Genomic DNA, 25,559 nt, shown 5'->3' with positions numbered 1-25,559 from the left:
CGGAAATTAAGGGGTTGCCAACTTTAATGAGGCTTGCTGCATTCCTCAAACTCCTCACCTCCTTAACCTCCATCTTCATGGTACTGGTTTTAGCCGCGAATCTTAGACCTCCTGAGAAGCTTCCAACTCCGCTTCCAATGATATTTAGGGGGTGGATAGCTTTTACGATCGCCATCACACTTTCCCTCACGTCGATGATTGCCCTAATGACTGTGGATTATACCATTAGAAGGAAGATAATAAAGTATGAAGAAGGACATAGCGAAAAGTTTAGTGCAGGAAGGCAACGTATCAAAAATGTTATAGAAAAACTTGTGGAAAAACTTGCTGAAGGGATAAAGCAGAGTGGTGAAGATCCACAAAAATATAAAATGATTCTTTTCTTCAAATATAAGGGGTTAAAAGTTATAAAAGAACATAGGGGAAGGATCTTTAAGAAGAGGTACCCGCTTTACGAGGTTATATGTTCATCCTAAATAATCTAATTTCATTTTAATTGAAATGCATACGTTTTTAGATCGATTACCTCAACATTCCCATCAACGAGTTTCCTCATCATCTTATTTAAATCAACAGCAATGTTTTTCCACATTTAATGGTTGCTGCCCAAGTATGGAATCTGCAAGGCTGCAATTAAAATCTTACCCTTTAAGATGGTATTCTTCAAAAGATCCTTTACCCTCAATCATCATGCAACGAAGTATGAATGCGAATATCAAAAAGCGATACTAAAAAACGCTGAAGATACTCTCTTTATGATCAATTTAGCGCCTTGCTCATCTTAATTAAGGAATGGAATGAAGAAAATTTTTAGGGAGGGGTTCACATAATATAATTAGCATCTGAAAAGGGTGAAGATGAATATGGCAGTTTTCGCTAGAAAAGCTAGTGGGCTTACGAGGGAGGCATCGCTTTTTGACGCTTTTGCCTTCGGCTTCATGAATAATGGGCTTGGAATAGGCTTATGGTGCATGACTAGCTGGGGGCTATACACGTTTCCAGGTGGAAACTTGATATTGGGTTCCATAATAACTGGAATATTAACGATCTTCGGGGTTTCTCTTGCATGGGGGATACTGGGAGGCTCTATGCCTCGAAGTGGTGGAGATTACGTGTATAATTCAAGGATTATTCATCCAGTTGTGGGTACAGCTACAAGTTGGTGTCAAGGCCTCTTCACGATGACTGCGTGGATATGGTTGCTGGCTCCATGGGTTGCTGATCCCGGGATTCCTATTCTTGCTGGTGCATTGGGGATACCTCCTGAGGCATATGAGTTCTGGACGACACCCATAGGCATGTTAATTATAGCTTCAGCCGTTAATATCTCAAGTTTTCTATTGTGCATTACTGGTTTTTAGAAATTATCTGCGAATGCAAAAGATCACCTTTATCCTCGGAATGGCTGGAGTAATTATTGGCATGATCATTTTATCGACAACCAATCCACAGCATTTCGCATCGATATATGATACTATAGCTGCGGAGTATGGTTCCCCAAAATATCATGAAGTTATAGAGTTGGCGAGGGAGGCAGGTTATGTTACTGAAGGTTGGAATTGGATATCCACATTAGGGTTAACGCCAAGTATAGCATGGGCTATTACTTATGGCTTTGCTATAGGCTACATAGGTGGTGAAGTAAAGAGACCAGAACGCAACATATTACTTGCACAAATACTGGCTGCTTTAATTCCAACCATTTTCTGCGTTTGGAATGGGTATGTGATGACGTATAATATTGGATATGAGTTCACGGAGGCTAGCGCATATATTGATAATGAAGGGCCAGAATGGTATACGATGCCTTTTCCGCCTACTTGGGCTAATTATGCAGCCATCCTCACAGACAACATTTTACTCAAATTCTTGATAGGCTTTAAATTCATAGCCTTTGACTATTACTGGATACCATTCAGCTACATAGTCTTTGCAAGAGTCTTGTTTGCTCAAGCAATGGACAATATTGGTCCAAGGTGGTTTATAGATTTAAATCCGAGATTTGGAACTCCTGTTAAACTTTACTTCCTTCAATGGATACTTGGACAAGCCACTATTGTACATTACTGCCTTTACCCAGAAGTGCTTGGAGGGTTATCGGTAACGGGCTTAGACGCATTAACCGTGTGGGCAATAATTGGAATATCATGTATGCTCTTTCCATACGTTAAAAAAGTTAGGACTATTTGGGAAGCGTCACCCCACAACTGGAAGATTGGCAAAATACCAGTTGCCGTGATTGCGGGAATATTATCCATAGTCATGGCTGGCATAGTGATATGGTCAGTTTATGCTTCTCCAGCCATGGGTGGACTTAACATATATTGGACTCCCATATACTTCGGAGCTGGGTTTGCTGGTGTCATCTGGTATCTCTTCTGGAGATGGAAGCGTGCCAAGGAAGGGATTGATGTTACACTGGCATTCAAAGAGCTACCTCCGGAATAAATAACTAACCCCTCTTTTTTCCCATATGGTATGGTTAAAAAGTGCTAGGAAATACTTATCAGTAGTTATAGGCATAGGTTTTCGTACTTAAGTTCATGATTATTTTTATATTTGCATAATTTTTCATAGATTCTTTCTTAAACTTTGCTACAATCAATGTTTCGGCCCTCATTTAGAGAAATTTATCATTAATTTCATTTTCAAATAATTACTTCGTATTTTATCTCTTTAAGAATAATGAATTGCTTCTCTAAATGTTAAGTAGATTTTCTTCAAAACTCCAGAAAGTTGTAAAACTCTTCTCCAACTCAAATAAGTTAATTGCTGCCAAATTGTTACTTAAAGCAAAATAGCAACTCAACCAATAACTCGTATCTCTGTAAATGTCTAATAAATATAAAATTATTATATATATATCATTTAGAAGATGGGTCAGCAATATTCTACAAATTTTAAAAAAAGTAAAGATTTTTAGATAGCCTCTATCATAGCTTCTTCTAACTCTATCTTTCGAACGTACTCAGCGACTTCTTTGAAAACTTCTAAGTGTCTTTCTATATCTTCCTTGGTGTGTTGTACTGAAATCGTCCATTGCTCGTCAGGTCCTGGAGCCATGGGTACGATGCCTCTGTTCATCATAACCATGAAGTATAGGTGCCATCTCGCCACTTCTTGTGTTAAGAAGGTTCTCCAATCCTTAACCCTTTTAACCTTTGTGAAATGAACAGTGCCGCTTACGCCAGCCCATTGGACTATGCAGGGGATCTTCTTATCTTCGATTATGTCTTCATAACCTTTTGCTAACGCTTCAGATAATTCTGTTGCCTTCTTCATGTTTTCTTCTGTTAATATTTTTGTGAGGGTTACTATTCCAGCTGTCACGCTGAGTGGGTTTGAATTGAAGGTGCCGGCGTGAGAAACGACTCCCGGGACTACGCAGCTCATTACCTCCTTTTTCCCAGCAACTACGGATAGTGGGTAGCCTCCTGCTATGGCTTTAGCCATCGTCATGAGATCTGGTTTAACGTTAAAGTAGCCGGCAGCCCCTCTATAAAACTTTCCGCATGTTTTCACTTCATCAAATATGAGTACCGAGTTATATTCATCTGCAAGTTCCCTTAAACCCTTGAGGAATTCTATATCGGGGAGTACGAAGCCCATATTCATAGGTATAGGCTCTAAAATGATTCCTGCCACATCATTCCCATGTTCCCTCATAATTTTCTCCACAGCTTCTAGATCGTTGAATGGTGCCACGAGAGTGTTCTTTACAACCTCTTCCAAAATTCCTTGAGATGCTGGCACTTGATTTGGAAATCTAGGATGCCCAGCCTTAGCCTTTGAAGGCTTTACACTTACCAAGAGGGAATCGCCAAACCCGTGATAGCATCCCTCAAACTTCAGTATTTTCTTCCTTCCCGTGAAGGCTCTAGCAAAGCGTATAGCATAATTTGTGGCTTCTCCACCTGTACTTGAGAATTTAACCATATCAACCTTGAAACGTTCGCAAATGATTTTTGCCAGCTTATATGAATCTTCAAATTCAAATCCTAAAATAGTGCCATTTTCTATCCTTTCCCTTATAGCTTCTACGAGTATTGGATGGGAATGTCCGCTTACTAAAACTCCAAATGCCATGTTGAAGTCTATGTATTCATTACCATCAACATCCCACAATCTTGTTCCTTTACCTCTTGAGAAGTATACTGGATATGGATCGAAAATTCTATAGTTGCTGTGAACTCCGAAGGGGGTTACAACTAAGCTTTCTTGGTAAATTTGCTGAGAACGCTTAGTCCTCTCTATAAATTTCTTCCTCTCAACTTCAAAAATACTACTCATATAATTCCCCATTAGAAATATAACCCATCAATATAAAAGTTTTTGGATGCGTTAAATTGTAATAATTTAACAACCTTCAGATACTGTATCTTCATAAATTATAACTTTTCATCGAGTCAGTAATTGTTGAAACTATTACTTCTCTTAGTAGGTAGTTGCATCCTCGTATGGTTATTAATTGTTATTAGTAAGCGCATATATGTTGTGTAGCAAAATTCGCATATTCTTTGAATGTGAACATAGGCTGAATACCATGAATTGAGCGGTATGTTGGAAAATATTAGAGTCGGCTTGGGAATGTGGAAATGGGAATCTGATTATTGGAGGTAATAAATGGCATTTACATGCCTGAATAATGAATGTGAGGGCATTTCGGGGAGGGCTGGAAACTTCTTAATTATTTGAGCAAAAATTTTAATAATTTCGATAATTCATAATGCTTAAATAATGTGCGAACTAATATTATTTTGCTAAAAGGTGATTGTATGAAAATTGCCGTAATAGGTGCTACGGGAACTGAGGGGATGGGGATCGTCAGAGATTTACTTTCCAAATGGTCGAGTGGTGTGAGTGAAGTTTTGGCTATAGGTAGAAATCTTAAAAGGCTTGAGGACTTGAAACATACTATTGGTGATGAAAGACTTAAAATAGCAGTTGCTGATGCTACTGATAAGCCTAAATTAGTTGAATTGCTTAAGGGGGTTCAAGCATGTGTTAACGCTGCACAGTACTATGTAAATTTACATGTTATGGAAGCTTGCTTGGAAGCGGGAGCTCCATATCTAGATCTTGGAGGCATGTACTATACAACATTAGAGCAGAAAAAGTTGCATGATAAATTCGTTAGGAGAGGTATCCCCGCCATTTTAGGTATGGGATCTGCTCCAGGTACTACAAATATTTTGGCCAAATATGCTGCAGATCAGCTTGATGTGGCGGAGATAATAAGGATATATGATGCGATTAAGTTCGTGGGGCCGGAAAGTCAAATATTTATTCCACCATACTCCATAAGAACTCTGCTTGAAGAATTTTCCCTAGAATCTGTGCAATTTATTAATGGAGAATCCGTGAAACTACCTCCTCGTAGTGGGAAGGAAGTTGTCGAGTTTCCACCACCATTTGGGAAAGTAGAATGTCAACATACATTACATTCCGAAACCGCGACACTTCCATACACTTTGAAAGCAAAAGGTGTGAAGGAAGTTACATGGAGATTAGGATTACCCGACGAGGTAAGGAGGGTAGCGGAATCGTTGGTGGCTGTGGGTTTTGGAGTCATTAGTAAGGTTAAATTAAAGGATATAATTATTGATCCTGTAGAGGTTTTGGAGAATCTGATTCGACAAAACATTGAGGAGCATCAAGAGATCGTCAAGAAGGTATCTGAGGAAACAAAATCTTATGAGATTATACGCGTTATTGCTATTGGGGAAAAGGATGGTGGGGAAGCCACATGCACAGTTGATTTAATTAAAGAACCTCAGAAGGAGTATGAAGGGTTTCCTGATCCAATGACGGCTATGCCTGCTTCCATAGGTGCTCAGATGCTTGCAAGAGGGGGGATTCCGCCTGGCGTTTGGGCTCCTGAAGAGTGCATTGACCCGAAAAAGTATTTTGAAGAGATGAAAAAGAGGAAGTTTAAAATAACAGTTGCAATTTCAAAAGTGATTTAAGTCTTATGAAGTAGGCAGTAAATATACAATATTTCCTTAATATTTTTCCTTTTTCCATCTCTCTTAAACACTAATATCCCTGTAATTCATCAAAATATACCTTGTCTTAATAGTCTTTGGGGAAACATATTGGAATGTATATCTAATTCTCTTAAGCAATGCCTTTTTCAGTTTCCCTTATAAAGTTTTTAGAACGTTCAGGGATTTCTAAACAAAAATTATGATTTATGAATATTTAACTGTCAAAAAAGTAGAAAATTAAATTTTATCCTTTCACAGCCTTATTCACTAATTCAACTATGTCAATACATTTTATTTTAGCTCCTTTTAAATCCGCTGTAAAGTTAATGACTCTCTCGCATGTTGGACAGGCAGTTACTACTGTTGTAACACCAGTTTCTTGAATTTCTCGTAAGAGAATGTCGGAGATCTGTGAAGATGTATCGGGGTTGGTAACTAACATTCCACCCCCACCACCACAACATAGACTTTCCATTTTATTGTGTGGCTTTTCTTTAAGAGTTACTCCCGTGATGCTGCGAATAATTTCACGTGGCTCCTCATACTTTTTGAGGTAGCGGGTGAGATGGCATGGGTCATGATATGTGACTTCCAGTGGTATAGCATGTGATAGTTGAATTCTTCCTTTTTCGATTAACTCCTTTAAGTAATCAACGATATGTAGTACTTTGAAATCAACTTTGCCAATGTATTCGCTGTATTGCTTCAATGTTTCAACGCATCCTGGACAATTTGCAACTATTTCTTCAACGCCAGCTTTCATAAATAATTCAGCATTCTTCCTTGCGAGATCTTCAAAATCCTCTTGAAATCCTAAGGCTAAAAGGGGGTAGCCGCAGCATGGTTCATTAGGTAGATAATTTAATTTAAGGCCTGCCTTTTGTAGGAGTTGAGCGGTTATTTTGAGGACTTCCGGATTTTGAAATGGGTAGACGCAACCGCCAAATAGGAGAGTTTTCCCATCTCTATAGAAATGAAGATCTTTGGACCATGCGCTTTTATCTTCAATGGGTTTTCCATAAGGATTAGAATATTTCATAATGTTTTTAGAGATAATGTTAATGCTTGAGTCGTATAAACCCTCCTTTATAAGATATGTTCGCACATTTTGAACTATCTTTACGGTGTCAACTTCAAGTGGGCATATCTCTTTGCAGAATCCACATGTGGTGCATGTGAAGAATCTATCTGCAAGGGTTTTTGATAACGGTATGTACCCTTCTAGAAGCGCTAAAGCTAGTAGATTTCTGCCTCTTGCACTTAAAGATTCTATGTGGGTAACGGTATATGTAGGGCAGCGACTTTCGCAAAAACCGCATCTGCAACGATTACATAACATTATATCATTTTTTAGTTTATTGGGAATGTATCTCTCCATATTAAAACCCCATTTTCCCCGGATTCATTATATTGTTAGGGTCTAATGCTCTTTTGATGGCACGCATAATATCGAATGCTACTCCATGCTCTTCTCTCATTAGATGAGCATATCTTATGCCTACCCCTACACAATAGGAGGAGGTGCCGCCTAGCTCTAAAGCTTTTATAACGGCTTCATCCCTTGCTTTGAGATACTCTCTTATACTTATATCGGAACTTGAATCGAATACTAAATCCATGCTCACGTTTTCGGAAAACACCCATGAACTTATACCCAGATTCTTTATTTTATATTTTTCAGCCCACTCTTTAAGATATTTATAAAATTCGATGGCTTTATTGAGTGGGACAGCCGTATCTAAGCTATCATATTGCCCCTCTTTATTCATCAATGAATACATGTTATGTCTTAATTCCCAAAAGCTTTTCGCAGCATCTTCTCCAAGGTCAATACATTTTTCCGCTTTAAGAACTTTTAGTGTTTCCATTTTTTGCACTTCAACTTCTCCCTCCAATCCCTCATAAACTAATATTAAGCCGCCTCTATATTCCCTCCCAATCTTCCCCTTCTCTACAAATTCTTCTACCCCTGCTTCATCAGTTACAAGTTGTATTGCTGGATATAACCCTCTTTTCCTAATCTTAATTAAAGCGTGTAGAGCATCTTCGAAGCTTGGGAATGCATAGAAAAGTATGATCCTTTTCTCAGGCATGGGGAAAATGCGTAGAGTTGCTTCGGTAATTATTCCCAGTGTACCCTCAGCACCTATGAATAGACTCTTTATGTCAAAGCCTGTAGATGATTTTGGCATACTTCGAGTTTCTATTACTGTACCATTTGGTAAAACAACTTGCAATCCTAAAATTAAATCTTTTAGAAGACCGTATTTTCCAACCTTCCATCCAAGAGCATTCGTCGAAATACTTCCACCAACAGTTGCTGATGGGAAGCTTCCGGGATCATGGGGGAATGTGAATCCCTTCCTATTTAATGTTTCTTCAAGATCTTTTAAAGATATGCCAGCTTGAACTTTTACATGTAATGCATCTTCATCGAGATAGATCACTTTATTCATTTTTGTCAAGTCAACAACTACACTATTTTCCACTATGGGTGTAGCTGAACCTGAGAAGCTAGTCCCCCTCCCTCTTGGAACTAATGGTATTAAATGTTTATTTGCTGCTTCAACTATTCTCTTAACTTCATCTGTTGTTGATGGGAAAACGACGGCTAATGGTATCTTCAATAAATGGGGAGAAAAAAGTGGGGAATATCTGTCGCGGGAGTATGTGAGTAGATCACACTTTTCAGTTAGAACATTATCTGGACCAACTATTTGCTTCAAGTCTTTCAGCATTTCATCACTGCTCACTTAAATTCACCTTACGGTTTAGCTATTCTAAGTAGTATTGTTTTCAATTGGGTGAAGGCTTCCAGTGTCCATTTTCCACCAACAGCGCCAATGCCGCTTTTCTTAACGCCAACCCATGGATGATGGTAGTCCCATAATAGAACAGGACCATTAATTACAACTTGTCCGGTTTTAAGTTTTTCGGCAAAGTAGAAGGCTGTATTCAAATCTTTGGTGTGGATGGCTGAGCTTAATCCATAGGGGGTGCCATTTGCAATTTCTATGGCTTCATCTATTGATGAGAAAGTTAAAATGGGAGCGACGGGACCAAAAGTCTCCTCCTTATTTATCAGCATGTCGGGGGTAACATTGTCTATAACTGTTGGTTCAAAGTATAATTTTGTAGGAAATCCTTCAGCCCTCTTCCCTCCAAACAGTATTTTCGCACCTTTTGATACTGCATCTTTAATATGCCTCTCCACCTTTTGCACGACTGGCTCATTATTCATAGGTCCAAGATCTGTATCCTCTTTTAATGGATCACCCAATTTCACCTTTTTAGTTCTTTCAACAAGCATTCTAACGAATTTGTCATGCACTTTTTCATGAACTAAAATTCGTTCAGTTGCGCAGCAAACTTGGCCAGCGTTATTGTAGCATCCAAAAGCAGCATCCTCCACAGCCTTTTCAATGTTTGCATCGTCCATTACGATCATAGGCCCATTCCCTCCCAATTCCAATGTAACTTTTTTGACTCCTGCTACTTTCGCCACCTGCTCTCCAGTAGTAGTTTCTCCCACCAGAAGAAGGCCATTCACTTTCTCATTTCTAGCAAGTTCTTGACCCACAACTTCCCCAGGGCCTGTAACCAAGTTTATCACCCCCTTGGGAACGCCGGCCTTCACGAGATACTCCACAAATCTGACTGCACTTATCGGAGTGTAGGATGCTGGTTTATATACAACAGAATTCCCACAAATTATTGCTTGCATAACATATTCAGCGGGCATCAACCATGGATAGTTCCATGGAGTGATTATTCCAACAACCCCGAGCGGTTCACGGGTCACAATATACATCATATCCGGGTTTGCATACCCCCTAAGGACAGGAGTTTCCAGGCGTTTGAGATCCTCAGCATTCCAAGTTATGTTGGGGATAACATCTTCAACTTCAGCTCTCGATTCACGTATAGGTTTACCCTGCTCAAGAGTTAGCTCCCTAGCATGCTGCTCTATGTTTGGTTTTATTAATTCAGCTACCTTATAGGCAAGCTTTACTCTCTCCGGTATCGATAACGCTAAAATCCTCTTCTGAGCCTCTTCCGCGGCGTCTATAGCCCTTTTCACATCTTCCACTGTGGCTTTAGGAAGAACTGCCAAAACTTGTCCGGTTGCTGGACTTTTAACTTCAAAAGTTTCTCCACTTACCGAATCCACCCACTCACCATCTATATACATTTTAAGTTTTTCCACCATTTTTTCCTCACCATTAAAAATTATTATCATGAAAAGTTTAAAAAAATTTCTATCTCTTAATTATTTTGGTATTTATTTTTGTTAAAGATATTAGGGGATTTGAGGGTCTTTAAACAATTTACAGAAAGTTAGTATCATGATTTTCCATTTACGTTATTTCATAAACATATACATTTAATAATTCTGAGGAGAATGGTTTTTTAACTTTTTTTACACTTGAAATTTTTAACCCACTATAGTCCCCCCTCCATAATTCAATAATAAATTTTCCTTTAATATTGCTCCTATCATTATACACCTTAACGTAACTTAATAACACTTTTATTAACTCATTTACGCCTTCAATGAGTTTGTTTAATTGGGGTTGTAAAAGTTTTATATTTTGAGATTCCCATTGAGTTACTTTAGATCTAATACGATGTTCTAAGAATATTAAACTTAATCCTGATGTAAATGAGACCGATAGCGCTGTGAAAAACACCTTTATATCGTTTAGGATGGCTGGGAATAATTTTGGATGTAGTATATATCCAAATGTAAGAATATAATAGATTAAAGTTAGAAGCAAAAATATGCGTAAAATTTCTTTTATATTGATTAATCGCTTGACACCAGGTATCTTAATTGGATAGTAAGCTAAATAGTGTACAACTTTTTCATATTTGATCCATATTTTAGAAATGGCAGGATCCTTCAAACTCTTAACGATTCTTTCTATTTCTATAGGACTTGTCTTTTTAAGTACGGTGAAATCATCAAATATCTGTATTAACTTTACAATACTTTTTATTTTGTTATATAAACCAGATAAATCTGAAGTTTCTGCTGACATAATGCTACAACTCTTTTACAATACATCACTACCCACTAGTAAATTGATATGCTTTAAATTTTCCTTCTTCCAATACCACTCTAACACCTTTTAAAATGCCTTCAGTATATTCGCTACCAGGATTAAATATGTATGTTTTACCTAATTTCTGGAAGCCTCTAGATTCATGAATGTGGCCGTGCAATCCAAGTAATGGTTGATACCTTTCAATGGCTTCTCTAACAGCTACGCTTCCGACACCTACTGTACGATCAGCTGAAGGTCTGAGTTTTTCATCAAGTTTAGGTGCCTGATCGAGTAAAGTATCCTTTGGTGGTACGTGAAACTGGAAAATAGCTGTTTCCATATTAGTTATCTTTTGTACAATATTAGAGATAATCTTTCTTAAGTTATCTTCACTAGTTTCTCTTGGAGTACCCCATGGGGTTGGATTGGACCATGATAAACTCGCCATTTCATATCCTCCAATATCATTAACCTTTAAATCAGCAAAGATTATATGTTCAGATTCATACTGTTTAATGATTTCATCTACGATTGGAAGATCGTCATTGCCAGGAGTTATATAAACCTTTTTATTAGTTCTTTTTAAATATTCATTTGCATATTCGAGCCATTTACGAAGTCTTTCAACAACTTTCTCTTCAAACAATTCTTCAGTTTTACCTGATGATAATGTAATGCCCTTAACTTTCTCATCAATTCTGCCCTCGATTGTTTTACCCTCTTCTAGTAATGCTTTAAAATCTTCTTCCGTTAAATACGCGTAATAGGCTCCCATAGTCTCAAATTTTCTTTCTACTTCTTTTAGCCTTTCTTTATCCTTTGTAATTATTTTTTCACCCATATAACGACATTCATAGCTACCATCGCTTCTTAAAACTATTGGTATTACGAATTTACCACATAGATCGCCACTTAAAATGCCAACATCAACATTATATACTTGGAGAGCATTTAAGTATTTTTTGAAGCACATAGTTGAACCGTGTAGATCGCATGCAAAGAATATCTTTAATTGCTTCAACATGTAATTCTCCCCTCAACCCTAATGTACTTCACCATTACATTAATTTTTTAAGCTTATAAATATAATGACATATTTCAGGTCTTCAGTAAAGCTTGGAAATTGTCACTATCTATTAAAAATTAAATAAATAAATTAATAATAAATAATAATAATAATAAAGTAGAAAGTTATAAATATTGGAAATATCAGTTAGGTAATATCAGTATGAGTTCAGTTGTTTTTGCGAGAAAAGCGAGTGGTCTTACAAGAGAGGCTTCTTTATGGGATGCTGTTTTGTTTGCGATTGCAGATTTTGGCGGTGCTGTAGGTATTTGGTATTATCATTTGGCTTACTATACTTTTCCGGGGGTAATACATGTATTCACAATATTGCTTGGGGGAGTGTTATTAATTCTAGGACCTGCAATAGCGTTTGGCATTTTGGCTGCCGCTATGCCTCGTAGTGGAGGAATATATGTTTACAATACGAGAACTCTTCATCCAGCGATAGGTATGACTTTTAGTTTTCTTAAGGCGTGCGGCTCAGTTGCCTGGCTTTCTGTCTTAACTCCTTGGATTGCTAATCCTGGGTTGCGAATTTTTGCTGGATGTGTAGGGTTATCTCCCGATGCTGTGGCGTGGGCTTCTGAGCCTTGGGGAATATACCTTGTGGCCACGATTTGCGTAGTGATTGGATATGTCATACTTATAGCTGGTATGAGAACGTATTTCAGAGTACAAATGGCGTTAATGTTATGGAATTTGATAGCTGTAGCTATTTGCGGTATTGTCTTTTCCATGTATAGTCATGATGCATTTGTTTCCGCGTGGAATACGATAGCTACTAAGTGTGGCGCACCTACGTGGTCTGAAGTCTTCAATCTCGTTCCCCCAGAATATAGCAATCCTCAACCTTCCGTAATTTCATCATTAGGTGCAATATTACCTTTAACTTGGGTCGTACTATATATCGCTACAGTAACATTTATAGGTGGGGAAGTTAAAAATCCACGTAGAAACCTATTCTTGTCATTTATAATATCAGCTGTGCTATATCTTGCCCTTACATTGTGGGTTACAATAGGTCTTGAGAGAATTGTAGGGTACGATGGAGCGCATGTTCTCAGCTACATAGATAATGAAGGACCTGATTGGTACACAATGCCTTTCTCACCAATGTACCTGAATATCGCTTCACTTCTTGTTGGAATAGGATCTCCGCTTTCATATTTCTTAGGACTGAGCTTCCTTCTAGGAAACTTCATGTGGGTCTTCACATGCACAATTGCCTTCAGTAGGGCATTATTCGCGTGGGGTATGGACCAGCTAGGCCCTACGTGGTTCACCGACGTTAATCCAAAAGTTTCGCAACCACTGAAATTATTGCTATTAATGTTTATATTGTCGCAGATAGGCATTATAGGATATGCGGTCACTGGAAAGCCTTTAGTGTCTTTTGGTGTTGAAATAATGGATATAGTGGCCTACTTATTTGTGACTATGATAGGTGCCATAGTCTTCCCATATAGAAAAAGTATTAAACACATTTGGGAAACATCACCCCACAAAAACTGGAAAATTTTGGGGGTGCCTGTTGCAGTTATATCTGGGATTATAGGCATAATATATGGTATAATTAACTTATGGGCAGCCTATTACTCTGAGGGATTAGAAGCATTTAGAGTTGTATTTAGCGCTAGTGTTTTAGGAGCCATTATTGCCGGTGTCGCTTGGTACTATATTTGGAAGTGGTATAGGGCCAAACAGGGCATTGACGTAACATTAGCATTTAAAGAATTAGCACCCGAGTGATCTTCCCTTCAACTCTTTTTTATTTTTGCGGTTTCCTAAATGCCAATAAGTAATTATTGTTATTGTATTAACTCATATCTCTTGGAGAGAGTATAGTAAATACTCAAAAGAAACTTTATGCTGATAAAACCTGCTATTGTTACAAAAGATTACGGTTATGAATTTAAAGTTAAAATTACTGGCATTTCAAGTGCTAGAACTTGCTAAATCTGGACTAAAATGACAGAACTGAATTATATTAACTTTAATAGTTAACTTGTAGTTTTAGATTACACGTGGTTGAATGTCCCTTTTCTAGTTGAGAAAGGAATTTAGAGCATAATATAGCTTGCAGTATAATTGTTGATTTTCAAAATTTTAGTCGGATGAAAGCTTTTTATGTACAAGTTTATTTTTGAATTTGGGAGCTATATGGAACCTTTCATTGGTGTTCTTTGTTGGGAGGAGGATAGCGCTACTGGGAAACTTATAGGTGCTAATTGGAATCCCAAGACTTTCAGCTTCCCAATTAAAATAAAAAGGATTAAAGGTGCAAACTTTGAAACTATTGTGAAGAACCCAACGATTGATATGTTGAATAGGTTAATTAGGGGGGCGCAGGAATTTGAAAGCGAAGGTGCAAAAGCTATTACAACCGATTGCGGTTTTAATGCATTATGGCAAGAAGAACTTGCAGAATCAGTAAACATTCCTGTTTTTACATCCGGATTACTTCTAGTACCCCTAGTACAGAGAATGATCGGGAAGAATAAGAGAGTTGCCATAATAACTGCGGATAGCCGTTACCTAACTGAAAGACATTTAAAAGCTGTTGGAATTGATGAATCTATTAGAACATATATTATTGGATTAGAAGACTATAAGGATTTTTATGAGGCAGCAACTGTTTCGGGTAAAACAGTTAAATACCTTGACGATGAAGCTATAAGGAAACTTCAAATTACTCTGGCAGAAGTAGGGAAGCAACTGATCCAAGAACATCCTGATATAGGTGCAATTGTGTTGGAGTGCACCGACCTACCACCATTTGCAGGAGTTATACAAGAAGTAACAAAGCTACCGGTTTTTGATATAGTAACTTTAATGAATATGGTATATCTCGCAATTCACGCTACGTTACGCTCACACAGAATTAAGTAAGGTTCATTGAACAAAACTTATATATTGTCATTACGATATAGTACGGTCGGGAGGAGGTTTGATTGTCTGGGAAGATAATGTTGATTGGTATTGGTGAATTGGGATATCATATATTGCAGGATCTGGCTCGTGAACCTAATATTGGTAAGATTATTGCAGCCGATTATTCCCCAAATGCTGAGCATAAAGTAAACCATGTAATATATACTGCTGCCCTCAGAGGATTATACCCGAACATTGAGTTTCGCAGAATAGATTTAAACGACATTAAGGGGACTGTCGAAATATTGAGGGAAGAGAAGCCTAACGTAATATGCAATGCCACAGTAATATTATCATGGTGGTTCTTCCACCTATTCCCAGAGGATATTGTAATGAAGTTGAACGATGCAGGTCTCGGCCCCCAACTACCCTTCCACCTAACACTAACATACAAGCTAATGAAAGCGGTTAAACAGTCTGGGATAGAAACACGCGTAATAAACTGCTCATACTCCGACGTCGTAAACCCCGTATTGGCTAAAGTTGGCTTAGCACCAGTATGCGGAGGAGGTAACGTAGATACATATGTGCAAGTGATAAAGCGGTTTGTGAGTAAGGAACTTGGAGTGCCTATGAGAAGTATTACCATTTATATGTATGGTCATCATGGCCTTCTCAGTAGCTTCTTCAATGCTCCATTCCTAGCGAAGATCTACGTTTACGACAAAGATGTTACAAACCAGTACCCCCCAGATAAGATACGGAAAATAGTACAACCATTTGCAAAAGCTGATATGGGAGCATGGGCCACCGTACCACCCCAAGAAGACATATCCGCATCATTCACGCGAAACATACTAGCAGTATACGGCAACACATACGAATTCTGTTATGCGCATGGACCAGCAGGATTACCGGGAGGATACCCAGTCCGCCTAAGCTATGAAAGAGGGGCAGAAATACTACTACCAGAAGGAGTAACCCTAGAAGAAGCAATAAAAGTAAACGAAGAAAGCGGAAGAATAGGAGACGGCATAGAAAAGATAAAAGACGACGGAACAGTAGTATTCACAGAAAAAGCAGTCAAAGTATACAGAGAAATACTAGGATACGAATGCAAAGAACTAAAAATAGAAGAAAGCGAAGAAAGGGCAAAAGAACTGAAAACGCTATTCAAAAAACTAGGAGAGAAATACGGAATAAAAACATAACAACAATTAAAATCCCACTTTTTTAATATATACCCAACAGGAACTATTTACCATTAATGCTTAAATCCAGCTTCAATGAAAACTATGATGTCAACTTCATCCGAAGCCCTTTTAAATTTTACTGAGTAAACTACACTAAATTACTAAACCTCTTGGGCGTCCTAATTATCATCCACCTCCAACTGGTGGTAGAATGGCTACTTCATCATTATTCCTAAGTATATAGGTGAGGTTTCGGCTTAACCCATTAACTAGTATGGAATAATATTTTAGTATGGGAGTACCATCTTCACTCATGGCAATATCATCTCCAACAGTTACAAAAACTATCTTCTTCCACTCTTCAGCAATTTCAGAATGCCTGTTGGGTATATGCTTTATGAGTAAATCGGCTAAACTTAAATTTTCAACACTATACTCCTCTTCCTTAACACCTAAAAGTTCACGCAACCTACCAAAATACTTAACTTTAACCATCATAATAGTATATTGGTAACCTATGATTTATCCTTTTCTAGAGTATGCATGTTGCCGTAAGCTCACATGAAAGATTAAACTTGTTAATTCACTATTAATTGTCTATAGTGTAAGGGTTTGGCCAGCGTAAAGAATGCCGAATTTGATTATTGTGTCGCATAAAACATTTAAAAGACTTTTCTATTTTAAGCAAATATTTAAAAAATAGGAATTAAATTGTAGTATTCATGCTCTATTCTTTCTAGTGGAATGGCGCTATACATCATTTGGTTAGACCGAGCCTTTTTAGGGTTTCCTCTTTTGGTATTCCGTTATTGTCCCATCCTCGGAGAGTGTAGTATTCATCTAATGCCTTTTCAAATTCTTCTTCTGAAACTTTAGCTCCATCTGTAGGTCCTCCTTTAAGGGGTTGTTTGAAGAATTTTGGGGGGAGTTTATCGTCCTTCCTAGAGAATCCTTCTCTAATGTTGAAGAGTCTGCCTAAGTTCCATATGCGTTCACCTGCCAACTCTAGTTCTTCAGGTTTTACGGGTTTGCCCCATATGGGGGTGAGTAGTGCAGCCATTTCATCATAATTTATTAGCCAGAAGTCGCATACTATCATTGACCATTTGACGCTGTTTAGATCCTCTAATCTCTTTACGAGAGCTGGCTTCTCTTTGAATGATCTTGGGGGTAGCTTCCCAAATGCATCATATGCAACGGCCCATGCTCTAAGATGACATGCCCCCCTATCGGATGTGGAGTATGCCAGGGCCATACCCCATGTACCTCTGGGCTCGTAGGCAGGTATCTCCATGCCTTTAACATCACAAGCATACTTTTCAGCTTCCACTCCGAATTTTTGGATAACTGCTCTGGTACCATTTGAAAGTATCTTTCCAATACCTTCGTTTCTCCCAATCTTTTCAGCCAGCTTCAATAATGCTTCCCTACTTCCGAAGTGAGCTTCTATACCGTCCAGCATATCCTTTTTAACTATTCCCGCCTCATATAATTCCATTATAAGTGCTATTGTGTTTGCTGTTGAGATTGTGTCTATTCCAAGGTCTCCGCATATATTGTTAAATTCGGTTACTGCTTCAAAGTCGCCGACTCCGCAGTTTGAACCTGCTGTTCCCAATGTTTCATACTCTGGAGCTTTCATAATTTTATCGCCAACTTTTACCAGTCGCTTACAAGCTAATGGACATGCATAACATGCACGTACTTCGACTAAGTGTGCTTTCACAACGTCAGTATTTATTTTATCATGATATTCGAAGACTCCGCTACCAAAATATCTTGTTGGTAATACTCCTGCAGTATGTGACATGTCAACTATTATTGGAGTTCCATCTGTTTTTGCCCAAATATTACTTTCAGTTAAAAGGCTTTTCTCGGTAAGCTCTCTAACAACTTTCCTCAACTCTTCCTCATTCGCTATTGGGAATTTTCCCTCACCTTTAACAGCTATAGCCTTCAAGTTCTTAGAACCCATGACAGCTCCAGCCCCTCCACGTCCCGCATTCCATATAACATCTGCAGTTATTGAAGAGAGTTTCACCATATTTTCTCCTGCTGGGCCTATGGCTAAAACGCTAGTTTTAGCATCCCCCTCATCTTCCTTAATGGCGGATATCGTGTAAAATGCTCCTTTACCCCAAAGATGCTCAGCAGATTTCATCTTAATCTCCCCGTCACTTATAGAGATGTAAACGGGCTTCTTCGCCCTCCCCTCAACTATAATGGCATCGAAACCCGCAAATTTCAATCGAGCTCCAAAAAAGCCACCAAAGTAGGTATCTAGAATGGTATTTGTACGTGGAGATTTAGTCACTATAACATACTTTCCCGCCGCAGGAACTACTGTCCCGGAAAATGGGCCTGTCATAAATATTAATTTATTTTCTGGGCTGAGAGGGTCTATTTTCGGTTTAAGTTCTTCGTATAGGTATTTGAAACCTAATCCCTTACCACCAATATAATGTGGAACCCACTCCCAACGTAAATCCTCAACTTTAACTTCATCTCTAGTTAAATTCACCCTAGCAATCTTTCCAGTATATCCACCTAGCCTCATAATGTCTCCTCACTATAATTTTTCATGCCATCAAAAAATAAAATTTACTATATGATGAGAGAAATATCGCACTAATGTCATGCAAACCATATGATTCTAATTATTTAAGTCTTGCATATCTCTTAGAGTAGTTTTCTCCTAAGACTCACATTTAAGTTCACTTAATTCACAAGCATAGCAAAGCTCTATTTTATCGATATTTTCAAGCAATATTTTTGAATAATTTAAAAAAATGTATTGTTTGATTTATTGTTGTTAGGGGATCTTTTTCATTTCAGCTTCCTTGATGATTTCGTCTAAGCGTGATTTAATGTCTCTATCTAAATGCTTTGGTTCATGGCTAGCTATTATCTTTTTAACCTTCTCTCTCGCTACTTCAACTATAGTTTTTCCACCTCTCGCTTTCCATGCTTCAAAAGAGGTTACGTCAGTTAATATTGGAGACCAATAATCTTTGAGATGTCTTCGCGTATGTTCCTGTGCGAGGAAATGCCCTTTAGGTCCAACTTTTAATATAACATCCATGGCCAATGTATCATCATCTATTAGCATCTTAGAGCATATTCTACGAACAGCTCTAAATATTTCAACGTCAATTAATAATTGTTCAAATGAGAAGGTTAACCAATTTTCTACACATCCACATGCGAAAAGATCTGGTTTCACTAGGAAGAGTGAAAGCGCACCTAAAGCTTTCTCACATCCTGATTGTATATCGGGCAATTTCGCTGAAGTGGAGGGTTGAGGTGTGTAGGAGGGGACTCCATAATATCTGGCTAACTGAATACCATACATGCCAAGTCGAATTGCATCGGGGAGGGAGGTGCCTGTTCCACCAGTCCTCATATCTATAACTGATGGATCCCAAGCATAAATTACAGGGCTTCCAGGATAAGCCAACTGAATTATTGTAAGGAAGCTGAGAAATTGCGCATTGCTCAATGCTAAGGCTCCAGCCAAAGTAATGGGGACGGTCGCCCCTATTATTGGCATAGGCATCATATGAATTGGAATGCCAAGTTTTGCCGCTTCTAACCCTGCATCTGTTTGTAATTCTTCGAGAATAAGTGGTGATACTGTACATTCAAGTACTGATAATATTGGCCTCTTTCTTAAGATTTCTTCACCTCCTAGTACGGTTGCCGCCATCTTCGCTAAATAATTAACTTCTTCAGCACGTGGAGGTTCAAGTCTAACATGCTTCACAGTATTATTTACCGCAGCATCATAATCATGTAGCCACTTCGCATAAGGCTTATCCATAGCATGCATACTTGTAGACATGAAATTAATATCTTCAAGAGCGTCAACTAAAATAGCTTGCTTAACTATGTCATCTTTCCTCGCATCTCTCCTCTCCCCAGTTTCCAAATCAATTACTTTCGTAGCGCCGACGTGAGTGCCGAGATATACGTGTTCACCATCTAGAATCATATCGAACTTTGGATCCCGACCACAAAGTCTGCAAACTTTAGGGACTTGTCGTAAGGCCTCTTTTACCAATTCCCTGGGGATTTTAACGTATTTAGTCTCAGCATCAACAGATGCTCCTGCTTCCTCAAGAATTTTTACCCCTCTGCCGCTCTTTACTTCGACTCCCATTTTCTCCAATATATCCAATGAAGCTTCATGAATTCTATGTAACTCACTTTTGCTTAAAAGGAAATCCACCATTTATTCCTTCACCCCCAAAATCTTCTTAACAACTTCAACTGCGGAGACTGCGTCAGGAGCATATGCTGCACCTATTTCCTTCGCCCATTCTGGGGTGACAGGAGCTCCCCCTACAATATACTTTACATTTAAGCCTGCTTTCCTTATAGCTTCACTCAATTCTTTTTGTACAGGCATAGTAGTCGTTAATAAGGCTGAAGCTGCGATAACGTCAGCATTATGCTTACGAGCCTCCTCAATAAATTTTTCTACAGGTACGTCTGCTCCTAGGTCATAGACTTCAAAGCCCGCAGCGAAGAGCATGGAAGCAACTATGTTTTTACCTATATCATGTATGTCTCCATGGACAGTTCCTATGACAACCTTCCCCAATGTTTTTCTTTTTCCTCCTGCTCTTTTAAGTTCGGGTTCAAGAATTTCTGAAGTGACTTGCTTAACAATTTCACCTACAGATACAAGCTCTGCCAAAAATATCTCTCCATCCTCAAACTTCTTACCAATATCTCTAAGAACAAACGTTAATGCATTAATAACATCAAGAGCACTCATCCCCATTTCTAATTTCTTCCTCACAACATTCGCCAAAACATCCTTGTCATAGCTTAGAACTGCTTCCATCAACTCTTTAGTAATATCTTTTGACATAGTCTATTATAATTGTGTTTTAATAATATTATATAAAAGATTTTTGCTCATGCATTAGGAGATGCCAGCTAATTCAGTTTAAATTATTTTTAGTGAGTTGTTTTGTGGTTTAAAGGAGTTAGTTTCGCGCTTCTTATGCTATTTTTCTCATGGAAATTTTTGCGTTTCGTTGCTTGATGTAGTGGGCTAGCCACTTCTTTCCTAACGCTATGATCTCTAAGTCCTCTTTAGTTGCACATACTAATGGCATCGCAAACTATTATTTCACGTCAATACTTCCAGCGTTCATAATTCCTCCAACATGTTTCCGTAACTCTTTCAACTTTCATGATCTATGTGTGCAAAAGAGGGTGTGCCTACGATGACGATTCCAGCTCCAATAAGTGGCGGAACAGCTCTGGCTACAAAAGCTGGAACTTTAGTTATAGCAACATGTGAAGCTTTAAGTTCTATAGTTTTAGGTCAACTTGTCAGTCCTTGTTCCGCCTTTATATATGGAGGTTCACCGGGTATTATGGATATGAGATATGGGACTATGGTTTTAGGAGCTGTTGAAACAATTTTGATGAATTGTTCATTCTGAAGTGGGTAAGTATCTTGGGTTACCAACGCATGGATACCTGGGGTTAAGCGATTCCAAGATAGTCGATGCACAAGCTAGTGTTGAAGCAGCGTTAGGTATAACTTTCGCTGTTTTAGCTGAAGTAAATGTAGTATCTGGGCCAGGAATGCTGGAACTCGAGTCTTGTCAAAGCTTTGAGAAGCTTGTGATAGATAATGAGATATGTGGAATAGCCTTTAAATTAAAGGAAAAAATAAAAGTTAGTGATGAAACGCTAGCCCTCGATTTAATAAAAGAGGTTGGTCCTGGTGGTCAATTCTTAACTAAAAAGCATACAAAACAATGGTTTAGAAAAGAGCACATGATTCCCTCTGAAATCATTGACAGGATGCCGCGAGAAAAATGGCTAAAAATAGGGTGCAAAGATGCTACGCAAAGAGCACGAGAAATAGCCAGAAAAATTATCACTGAGCATAAACCCGAGCCGTTACCTAAGGAAAAAGAAGAAATGCTAGACAAATTTATTCGTAAATTACACATTAGTTACTGATCTTCCCAACATTTTCCCTTCCTTTTTCGATCTTCATGTGATATAAATAGGGTAGAGAGATTCTCTCTTAGGTTTAAAAATTATAATTTTATTATTGAAAACAATTATTTGTCATCGTATAAAGGAATGGTTGAAAAGTTAAAAATTAGAATCGTCATTATTTTCTTGCTAGAAGCTTACGTCTTAATTTATTTGTCGCTTGGATGTCAATTGTAAGTTTTTCCAGATTTATGACGTAAGACGAAATGGTTATATATATTTAACGGGATAATGTACGTAACGACAAAGGTGTGGGTTGTATGGTTCCTAAAATTGTTGTAACTCCTCCTGGACCGAAATCGAGGGAGTTGGCGGAGTTGCAGCGGAAGTATGTGCCGAAAGCCGTTTACAATGTTACGCCAATATTTATAGCGAAGAGTGAGGGTTCAATACTTATAGATGTTGATGGAAATGAATATATAGACTTCGCTACGGGTATATCCTCCCTTAATATTGGGCATAGACATCCAGAAGTTATAGAGGCTATAAGGGAGCAGCTTGATAGGTATCTTCATTTATGCTTCCATGTAACTCCCTATGAGCCTTATGTGAGGGTTGCGGAGAAGTTGGCAAATTTGGCTCCTGGAAATTTTGAGAAGAGGGTTGTCTTGGTAAATAGTGGTGCTGAGGCTGTTGAGAATGCAGTTAAGATTGCTAGGAGGTATTCTGGGAAGCCAGCCATCATAACTTTTGAGTATGCGTTTCATGGGAGAACTAGGCTTGCCATGAGCTTAACCGGGCAAATTCACCCCTACAAGTATGGTTTTGGTGTGCTAGATCCCGCCATCTATAGAATGCCGTATGCATATTGCTACCGTTGTTCATTTGGACTAGAGTATCCGGCATGCAATATGAGATGTATTGAATACATTAGAAACACGCTTTCAGTTCACATTTCTCCGGATGAAGTTGCAGCATTAATTGTTGAGCCAGTGCAAGGTGAGGGGGGCTTTATAGTTCCCCCAAAAGAGTTCATTCAGGGGCTTAGGAGGATTTGCGATGAGAACAAAATACTCTTCATAGCAGATGAAGTTCAGAGTGGTATGGGGAGAACTGGGAAGATGTTTGCAATTGAACATAGCAACGTGGTTCCAGACATAATTACGATGGCTAAAACCCTAGGTGGAGGACTCCCACTAGCAGCCACAATATGTAGGGCTGATGTGGTGGACGTCGTTCAAGTTGGAGGTTTAGGTGGAACTTTTGGGGGGAACCCAGTAAGCTGTGTAGCAGCATTAAAAACCATCGAGATAGTCCAAAGATATTTGGATAATGTACCAAAGCTCGGGTCAATTTTAATGGGTAGACTCAAGGAAATGCAAGAAAAATATGAAGTCATAGGTGATGTTAGGGGATTAGGCTTAATGGTTGGCGTAGAACTTGTTAAAAATAGGAAAACCAAGGAGCCTGCAAGAGAACTTAGAGATAAAGTATTAAGTGAATGTCACAGAAATGGGCTTATAATTATGGGGGCTGGAGCATATCACAATGTTATAAGATTCCTACCACCACTCAACATAAGTGAAGAACTTCTAAATAAGGGACTAGACATATTTGAGAATGCCCTAAAAACATCATTAACAAAATAACTTTCTTTTTTAGGTTTAAAAGTAGCAAATCCTACTTATATTGTGAGAGGCGATAAACTTGTATGGCTATTCTGGTAAAATTGCAAGGATAGATTTAACTAAAGGTAAGGTGTTGACTGAAGCTTTAAGGGAGGGTTTCGCTAGGCAGTATATTGGTGGGAAGGGGTTTGGTGCAAAAATTTTATACGATGAGCTTAAACCCAAAGTAGATCCTTATGAACCATCAAATCTTCTAATATTCGCCACAGGACCGGTCAATGGCCTCATATTATCTGGAGCATCGAAGCTATGTGCAGTGTTCAAATCACCCTTAATTGGGGCTTGGGGTGAATCCCAGTGCGGTGGATACTTCCCCCCACAACTAAAGTATGCTGGATACGATATGCTAATCATCACGGGGAGATCAGAGAAGCCAGTCTACATAACAATTGAAGATGAGGAAATAAAGATTCTGGATGCCTCACACCTATGGGGGGAGGATACCTTCCAAACGGAAGACATTATTAAGAAGGATCATGGCGTAGGATTCCAAGTGATCTCCATAGGACAAGCTGGAGAAAACCTTGTGAGATATGCATGCATAACCCATGATAAGGGTAGACAATTCGGGAGGTGTGGTGCTGGAGCCGTTATGGGTTCAAAGAAACTTAAAGCCATTGCAGTTAAGGGGAGCAAGAAAATTGAAGTTGCAAAGCCTGAAGAACTCGACAAGTTTAGGGATATGTTGAACGAGAAGATTAAGGAACGCTTGAAATCGCTCATAGAATATGGAACGCCAGCAATAATGGCTCTAACAAATGCAACTGGGGTCTTCCCAACAAGGTACTGGACTGAGGGGGAATTTGAAGGTTTTGAAAAGATCAATGCTGAAGCATTAAAGAAGCAGTTCGTTGAACGCAATAAAGCATGCTTTGCATGTACAGTTGCATGTGGAAAAATATCAGTTGTGAGGAAGGGAGCCTACGAAGAATCCAGAATAGAGGGGCCGGAATACGAAACATTGTTCGCCCTAGGATCCCTCTGTGGAAACGACAACTTGGAATCCATAATTAAAGCTAACGAAATATGCGATAGGCTTGGAATGGACACAATATCAGCTGGAAACGCTGTAGCATTTGCAATGTACTGCTATGAGAAGGGGATTATAACACGAGAAGATACCGATGGAATAGAGCTCAGATTCGGAAATAGCGAAGCATTAATCACAATGCTGAAGAAGATTGCATATAGGGAGGGGTTCGGCAACATATTAGCTGAGGGTGTGAAGAGAGCTTCCGAAATGATCGGCAGAGGCTCAGAGAATATTGCAATACACGTTAAGGGACTTGAGCCTCCCGCATATGACCCTAGAGGTTTGAAGGGGGTAGCATTGGCTTATGCAGTATCATGCAGGGGGGCATGCCACCTACGCCACATGGCATACAGACCAAACCTAACGGGACGAAAACCATTTGGAGAAGGGACAGTAAACAGACTCTCATATGAAGGACATGCGGAAATAGTTAAAGAGCTTGAAGACTTCTACACAATAGTTGATTGCATGGTGCTATGCCACTTCCTATGCCTACCAGCAATAGGCCCAATATTATGGAATGAATTAACAACATTGTACTCAATAATAACTGGAGTGGAAATTAGAAAGGAAGACCTAATAAAAATAGCAGACAACATAATGACCACAATCAGAAAATTCAATTTAAGAGAAGGATTGAGCAAGAAGGACGACACACTACCACAAAGATTCTTCAACGAAGGACTGAAAACGGGAGCTTCGAAAG

At 38.7% G+C, this 25,559-nt stretch carries 21 protein-coding genes; 11 read left to right on the top strand and 10 right to left on the bottom strand.

The features are described 5' to 3' along the window. The 3 genes from MRT15_RS03685 to MRT15_RS03675 all read left to right on the top strand — a co-directional run. The coding region (locus MRT15_RS03685) for a hypothetical protein (RefSeq protein WP_304328035.1) at nt 1–476 on the top strand (476 nt) is incomplete at its 5' end. 381 nt (nt 477–857) lie between these two features. Continuing rightward, a complete protein-coding gene (locus MRT15_RS03680; protein WP_304328033.1) occupies nt 858–1,361 on the top strand; it encodes a hypothetical protein in 504 nt (167 codons plus the stop codon). Between the two features lie 13 nt (nt 1,362–1,374). Beyond that, nucleotides 1,375–2,448, top strand: coding sequence for a hypothetical protein (locus tag MRT15_RS03675; protein WP_304328031.1), 1,074 nt, complete (start codon nt 1,375–1,377; stop codon nt 2,446–2,448). Nucleotides 2,449–2,919: 471 nt separating this feature from the next. On the opposite strand, the gene MRT15_RS03670 is transcribed toward MRT15_RS03675, so the two are convergent. Then, nucleotides 2,920–4,290, bottom strand: a complete 1,371-nt coding sequence (locus MRT15_RS03670; RefSeq protein ID WP_304328030.1) for an aspartate aminotransferase family protein — start codon at nt 4,288–4,290, stop codon at nt 2,920–2,922. Between the two features lie 485 nt (nt 4,291–4,775). On the opposite strand from MRT15_RS03670, the gene MRT15_RS03665 reads away from it, so the two are divergent. Beyond that, complete coding sequence (locus tag MRT15_RS03665; RefSeq protein ID WP_304328028.1) at nt 4,776–5,966, top strand: saccharopine dehydrogenase family protein; 1,191 nt, start codon at nt 4,776–4,778, stop codon at nt 5,964–5,966. A 265-nt stretch (nt 5,967–6,231) separates the two neighbouring features. Here MRT15_RS03665 and MRT15_RS03660 read toward each other — a convergent pair whose 3' ends face one another. From MRT15_RS03660 to MRT15_RS03640, 5 genes are all read right to left on the bottom strand, one after another. Continuing rightward, on the bottom strand, nt 6,232–7,365 hold the full coding sequence (locus tag MRT15_RS03660) for a (Fe-S)-binding protein (RefSeq protein WP_304328026.1): 1,134 nt from the start codon (nt 7,363–7,365) through the stop codon (nt 6,232–6,234). Nucleotide 7,366: 1 nt separating this feature from the next. Continuing rightward, entirely contained in the window at nt 7,367–8,740 is a 1,374-nt protein-coding gene (locus tag MRT15_RS03655; protein ID WP_304328024.1) for an FAD-binding oxidoreductase, read from the bottom strand. Nucleotides 8,741–8,751: 11 nt separating this feature from the next. Continuing rightward, a complete protein-coding gene (locus MRT15_RS03650) occupies nt 8,752–10,197 on the bottom strand; it encodes an aldehyde dehydrogenase (RefSeq protein WP_304328022.1) in 1,446 nt (481 codons plus the stop codon). A gap of 148 nt (nt 10,198–10,345) precedes the next feature. Then, complete coding sequence (locus MRT15_RS03645) at nt 10,346–11,029, bottom strand: hypothetical protein (protein WP_304328021.1); 684 nt, start codon at nt 11,027–11,029, stop codon at nt 10,346–10,348. A gap of 28 nt (nt 11,030–11,057) precedes the next feature. Further along, nucleotides 11,058–12,059 carry a hypothetical protein gene (locus MRT15_RS03640; protein WP_304328020.1) on the bottom strand — a complete coding sequence of 334 codons (1,002 nt, stop codon included), beginning with the start codon at nt 12,057–12,059 and terminating at the stop codon, nt 11,058–11,060. A gap of 204 nt (nt 12,060–12,263) precedes the next feature. Here MRT15_RS03640 and MRT15_RS03635 point away from each other — a divergent pair, with 204 nt between their 5' ends. From MRT15_RS03635 to MRT15_RS03625, 3 genes are all read left to right on the top strand, one after another. Next, nucleotides 12,264–13,850: an APC family permease gene (locus MRT15_RS03635; protein WP_304328018.1), complete on the top strand. Its 1,587-nt coding sequence runs from the start codon at nt 12,264–12,266 to the stop codon at nt 13,848–13,850. 411 nt (nt 13,851–14,261) lie between these two features. Continuing rightward, the gene (locus MRT15_RS03630; RefSeq protein WP_304328016.1) at nt 14,262–14,990 is read left to right on the top strand and encodes an aspartate/glutamate racemase family protein; all 729 of its coding nucleotides are present in this window, start codon (nt 14,262–14,264) and stop codon (nt 14,988–14,990) included. Nucleotides 14,991–15,052: 62 nt separating this feature from the next. Further along, complete coding sequence (locus tag MRT15_RS03625) at nt 15,053–16,183, top strand: hypothetical protein (protein ID WP_304328014.1); 1,131 nt, start codon at nt 15,053–15,055, stop codon at nt 16,181–16,183. Between the two features lie 168 nt (nt 16,184–16,351). Here MRT15_RS03625 and MRT15_RS03620 read toward each other — a convergent pair whose 3' ends face one another. From MRT15_RS03620 to MRT15_RS03605, 4 genes are all read right to left on the bottom strand, one after another. Continuing rightward, nucleotides 16,352–16,663 carry a MoaD/ThiS family protein gene (locus MRT15_RS03620; RefSeq protein WP_304328012.1) on the bottom strand — a complete coding sequence of 104 codons (312 nt, stop codon included), beginning with the start codon at nt 16,661–16,663 and terminating at the stop codon, nt 16,352–16,354. Nucleotides 16,664–16,922: 259 nt separating this feature from the next. Further along, the gene (locus MRT15_RS03615; RefSeq protein ID WP_304328010.1) at nt 16,923–18,722 is read right to left on the bottom strand and encodes an aldehyde ferredoxin oxidoreductase family protein; all 1,800 of its coding nucleotides are present in this window, start codon (nt 18,720–18,722) and stop codon (nt 16,923–16,925) included. Nucleotides 18,723–18,977: 255 nt separating this feature from the next. Then, nucleotides 18,978–20,396, bottom strand: coding sequence for a trimethylamine methyltransferase family protein (locus tag MRT15_RS03610; protein ID WP_304328009.1), 1,419 nt, complete (start codon nt 20,394–20,396; stop codon nt 18,978–18,980). Beyond that, nucleotides 20,397–21,041 carry a B12-binding domain-containing protein gene (locus MRT15_RS03605; protein ID WP_304328007.1) on the bottom strand — a complete coding sequence of 215 codons (645 nt, stop codon included), beginning with the start codon at nt 21,039–21,041 and terminating at the stop codon, nt 20,397–20,399. A gap of 334 nt (nt 21,042–21,375) precedes the next feature. On the opposite strand from MRT15_RS03605, the gene MRT15_RS03600 reads away from it, so the two are divergent. The 4 genes from MRT15_RS03600 to MRT15_RS03585 form a co-directional block, all read left to right on the top strand. Continuing rightward, the gene (locus MRT15_RS03600) at nt 21,376–21,624 is read left to right on the top strand and encodes a trimethylamine methyltransferase family protein (protein WP_304328005.1); all 249 of its coding nucleotides are present in this window, start codon (nt 21,376–21,378) and stop codon (nt 21,622–21,624) included. A 1-nt stretch (nt 21,625) separates the two neighbouring features. Beyond that, nucleotides 21,626–22,153, top strand: coding sequence for a trimethylamine methyltransferase family protein (locus MRT15_RS03595; RefSeq protein ID WP_304328003.1), 528 nt, complete (start codon nt 21,626–21,628; stop codon nt 22,151–22,153). A gap of 299 nt (nt 22,154–22,452) precedes the next feature. After that, on the top strand, nt 22,453–23,781 hold the full coding sequence (gene gabT / locus MRT15_RS03590) for a 4-aminobutyrate--2-oxoglutarate transaminase (RefSeq protein ID WP_304328002.1): 1,329 nt from the start codon (nt 22,453–22,455) through the stop codon (nt 23,779–23,781). A gap of 58 nt (nt 23,782–23,839) precedes the next feature. Further along, nucleotides 23,840–25,559 (top strand): aldehyde ferredoxin oxidoreductase family protein (locus MRT15_RS03585; protein WP_304328000.1); only part of this gene is annotated, 1,720 nt, incomplete at its 3' end.

Origin of the sequence: Candidatus Culexarchaeum yellowstonense (assembly GCF_024707025.1) — an archaeon.
Classification (GTDB): Archaea; Thermoproteota; Methanomethylicia; order Culexarchaeales; family Culexarchaeaceae; genus Culexarchaeum.
Note: the sequence above shows the minus strand (reverse complement) of the source record. Positions and strands in the feature narration are given on the sequence as shown.

Coding starts and splice junctions, on each gene's coding strand:
- MRT15_RS03670 (WP_304328030.1), bottom strand. CDS start 4,290: ATGAGTAGTATTTTTGAAGTTGAGAGGAAGAAATTTATAGAGAGGACT.
- MRT15_RS03680 (WP_304328033.1), top strand. CDS start 858: ATGAATATGGCAGTTTTCGCTAGAAAAGCTAGTGGGCTTACGAGGGAG.
- MRT15_RS03650 (WP_304328022.1), bottom strand. CDS start 10,197: ATGGTGGAAAAACTTAAAATGTATATAGATGGTGAGTGGGTGGATTCG.
- MRT15_RS03630 (WP_304328016.1), top strand. CDS start 14,262: ATGGAACCTTTCATTGGTGTTCTTTGTTGGGAGGAGGATAGCGCTACT.
- MRT15_RS03665 (WP_304328028.1), top strand. CDS start 4,776: ATGAAAATTGCCGTAATAGGTGCTACGGGAACTGAGGGGATGGGGATC.
- MRT15_RS03675 (WP_304328031.1), top strand. CDS start 1,375: ATGCAAAAGATCACCTTTATCCTCGGAATGGCTGGAGTAATTATTGGC.
- MRT15_RS03635 (WP_304328018.1), top strand. CDS start 12,264: ATGAGTTCAGTTGTTTTTGCGAGAAAAGCGAGTGGTCTTACAAGAGAG.
- MRT15_RS03640 (WP_304328020.1), bottom strand. CDS start 12,059: ATGTTGAAGCAATTAAAGATATTCTTTGCATGCGATCTACACGGTTCA.
- MRT15_RS03645 (WP_304328021.1), bottom strand. CDS start 11,029: ATGTCAGCAGAAACTTCAGATTTATCTGGTTTATATAACAAAATAAAA.
- MRT15_RS03605 (WP_304328007.1), bottom strand. CDS start 21,041: ATGTCAAAAGATATTACTAAAGAGTTGATGGAAGCAGTTCTAAGCTAT.
- MRT15_RS03620 (WP_304328012.1), bottom strand. CDS start 16,663: ATGATGGTTAAAGTTAAGTATTTTGGTAGGTTGCGTGAACTTTTAGGT.
- MRT15_RS03615 (WP_304328010.1), bottom strand. CDS start 18,722: ATGAGGCTAGGTGGATATACTGGAAAGATTGCTAGGGTGAATTTAACT.
- MRT15_RS03660 (WP_304328026.1), bottom strand. CDS start 7,365: ATGGAGAGATACATTCCCAATAAACTAAAAAATGATATAATGTTATGT.
- gabT (WP_304328002.1), top strand. CDS start 22,453: ATGGTTCCTAAAATTGTTGTAACTCCTCCTGGACCGAAATCGAGGGAG.
- MRT15_RS03610 (WP_304328009.1), bottom strand. CDS start 20,396: ATGGTGGATTTCCTTTTAAGCAAAAGTGAGTTACATAGAATTCATGAA.
- MRT15_RS03600 (WP_304328005.1), top strand. CDS start 21,376: ATGTGTGCAAAAGAGGGTGTGCCTACGATGACGATTCCAGCTCCAATA.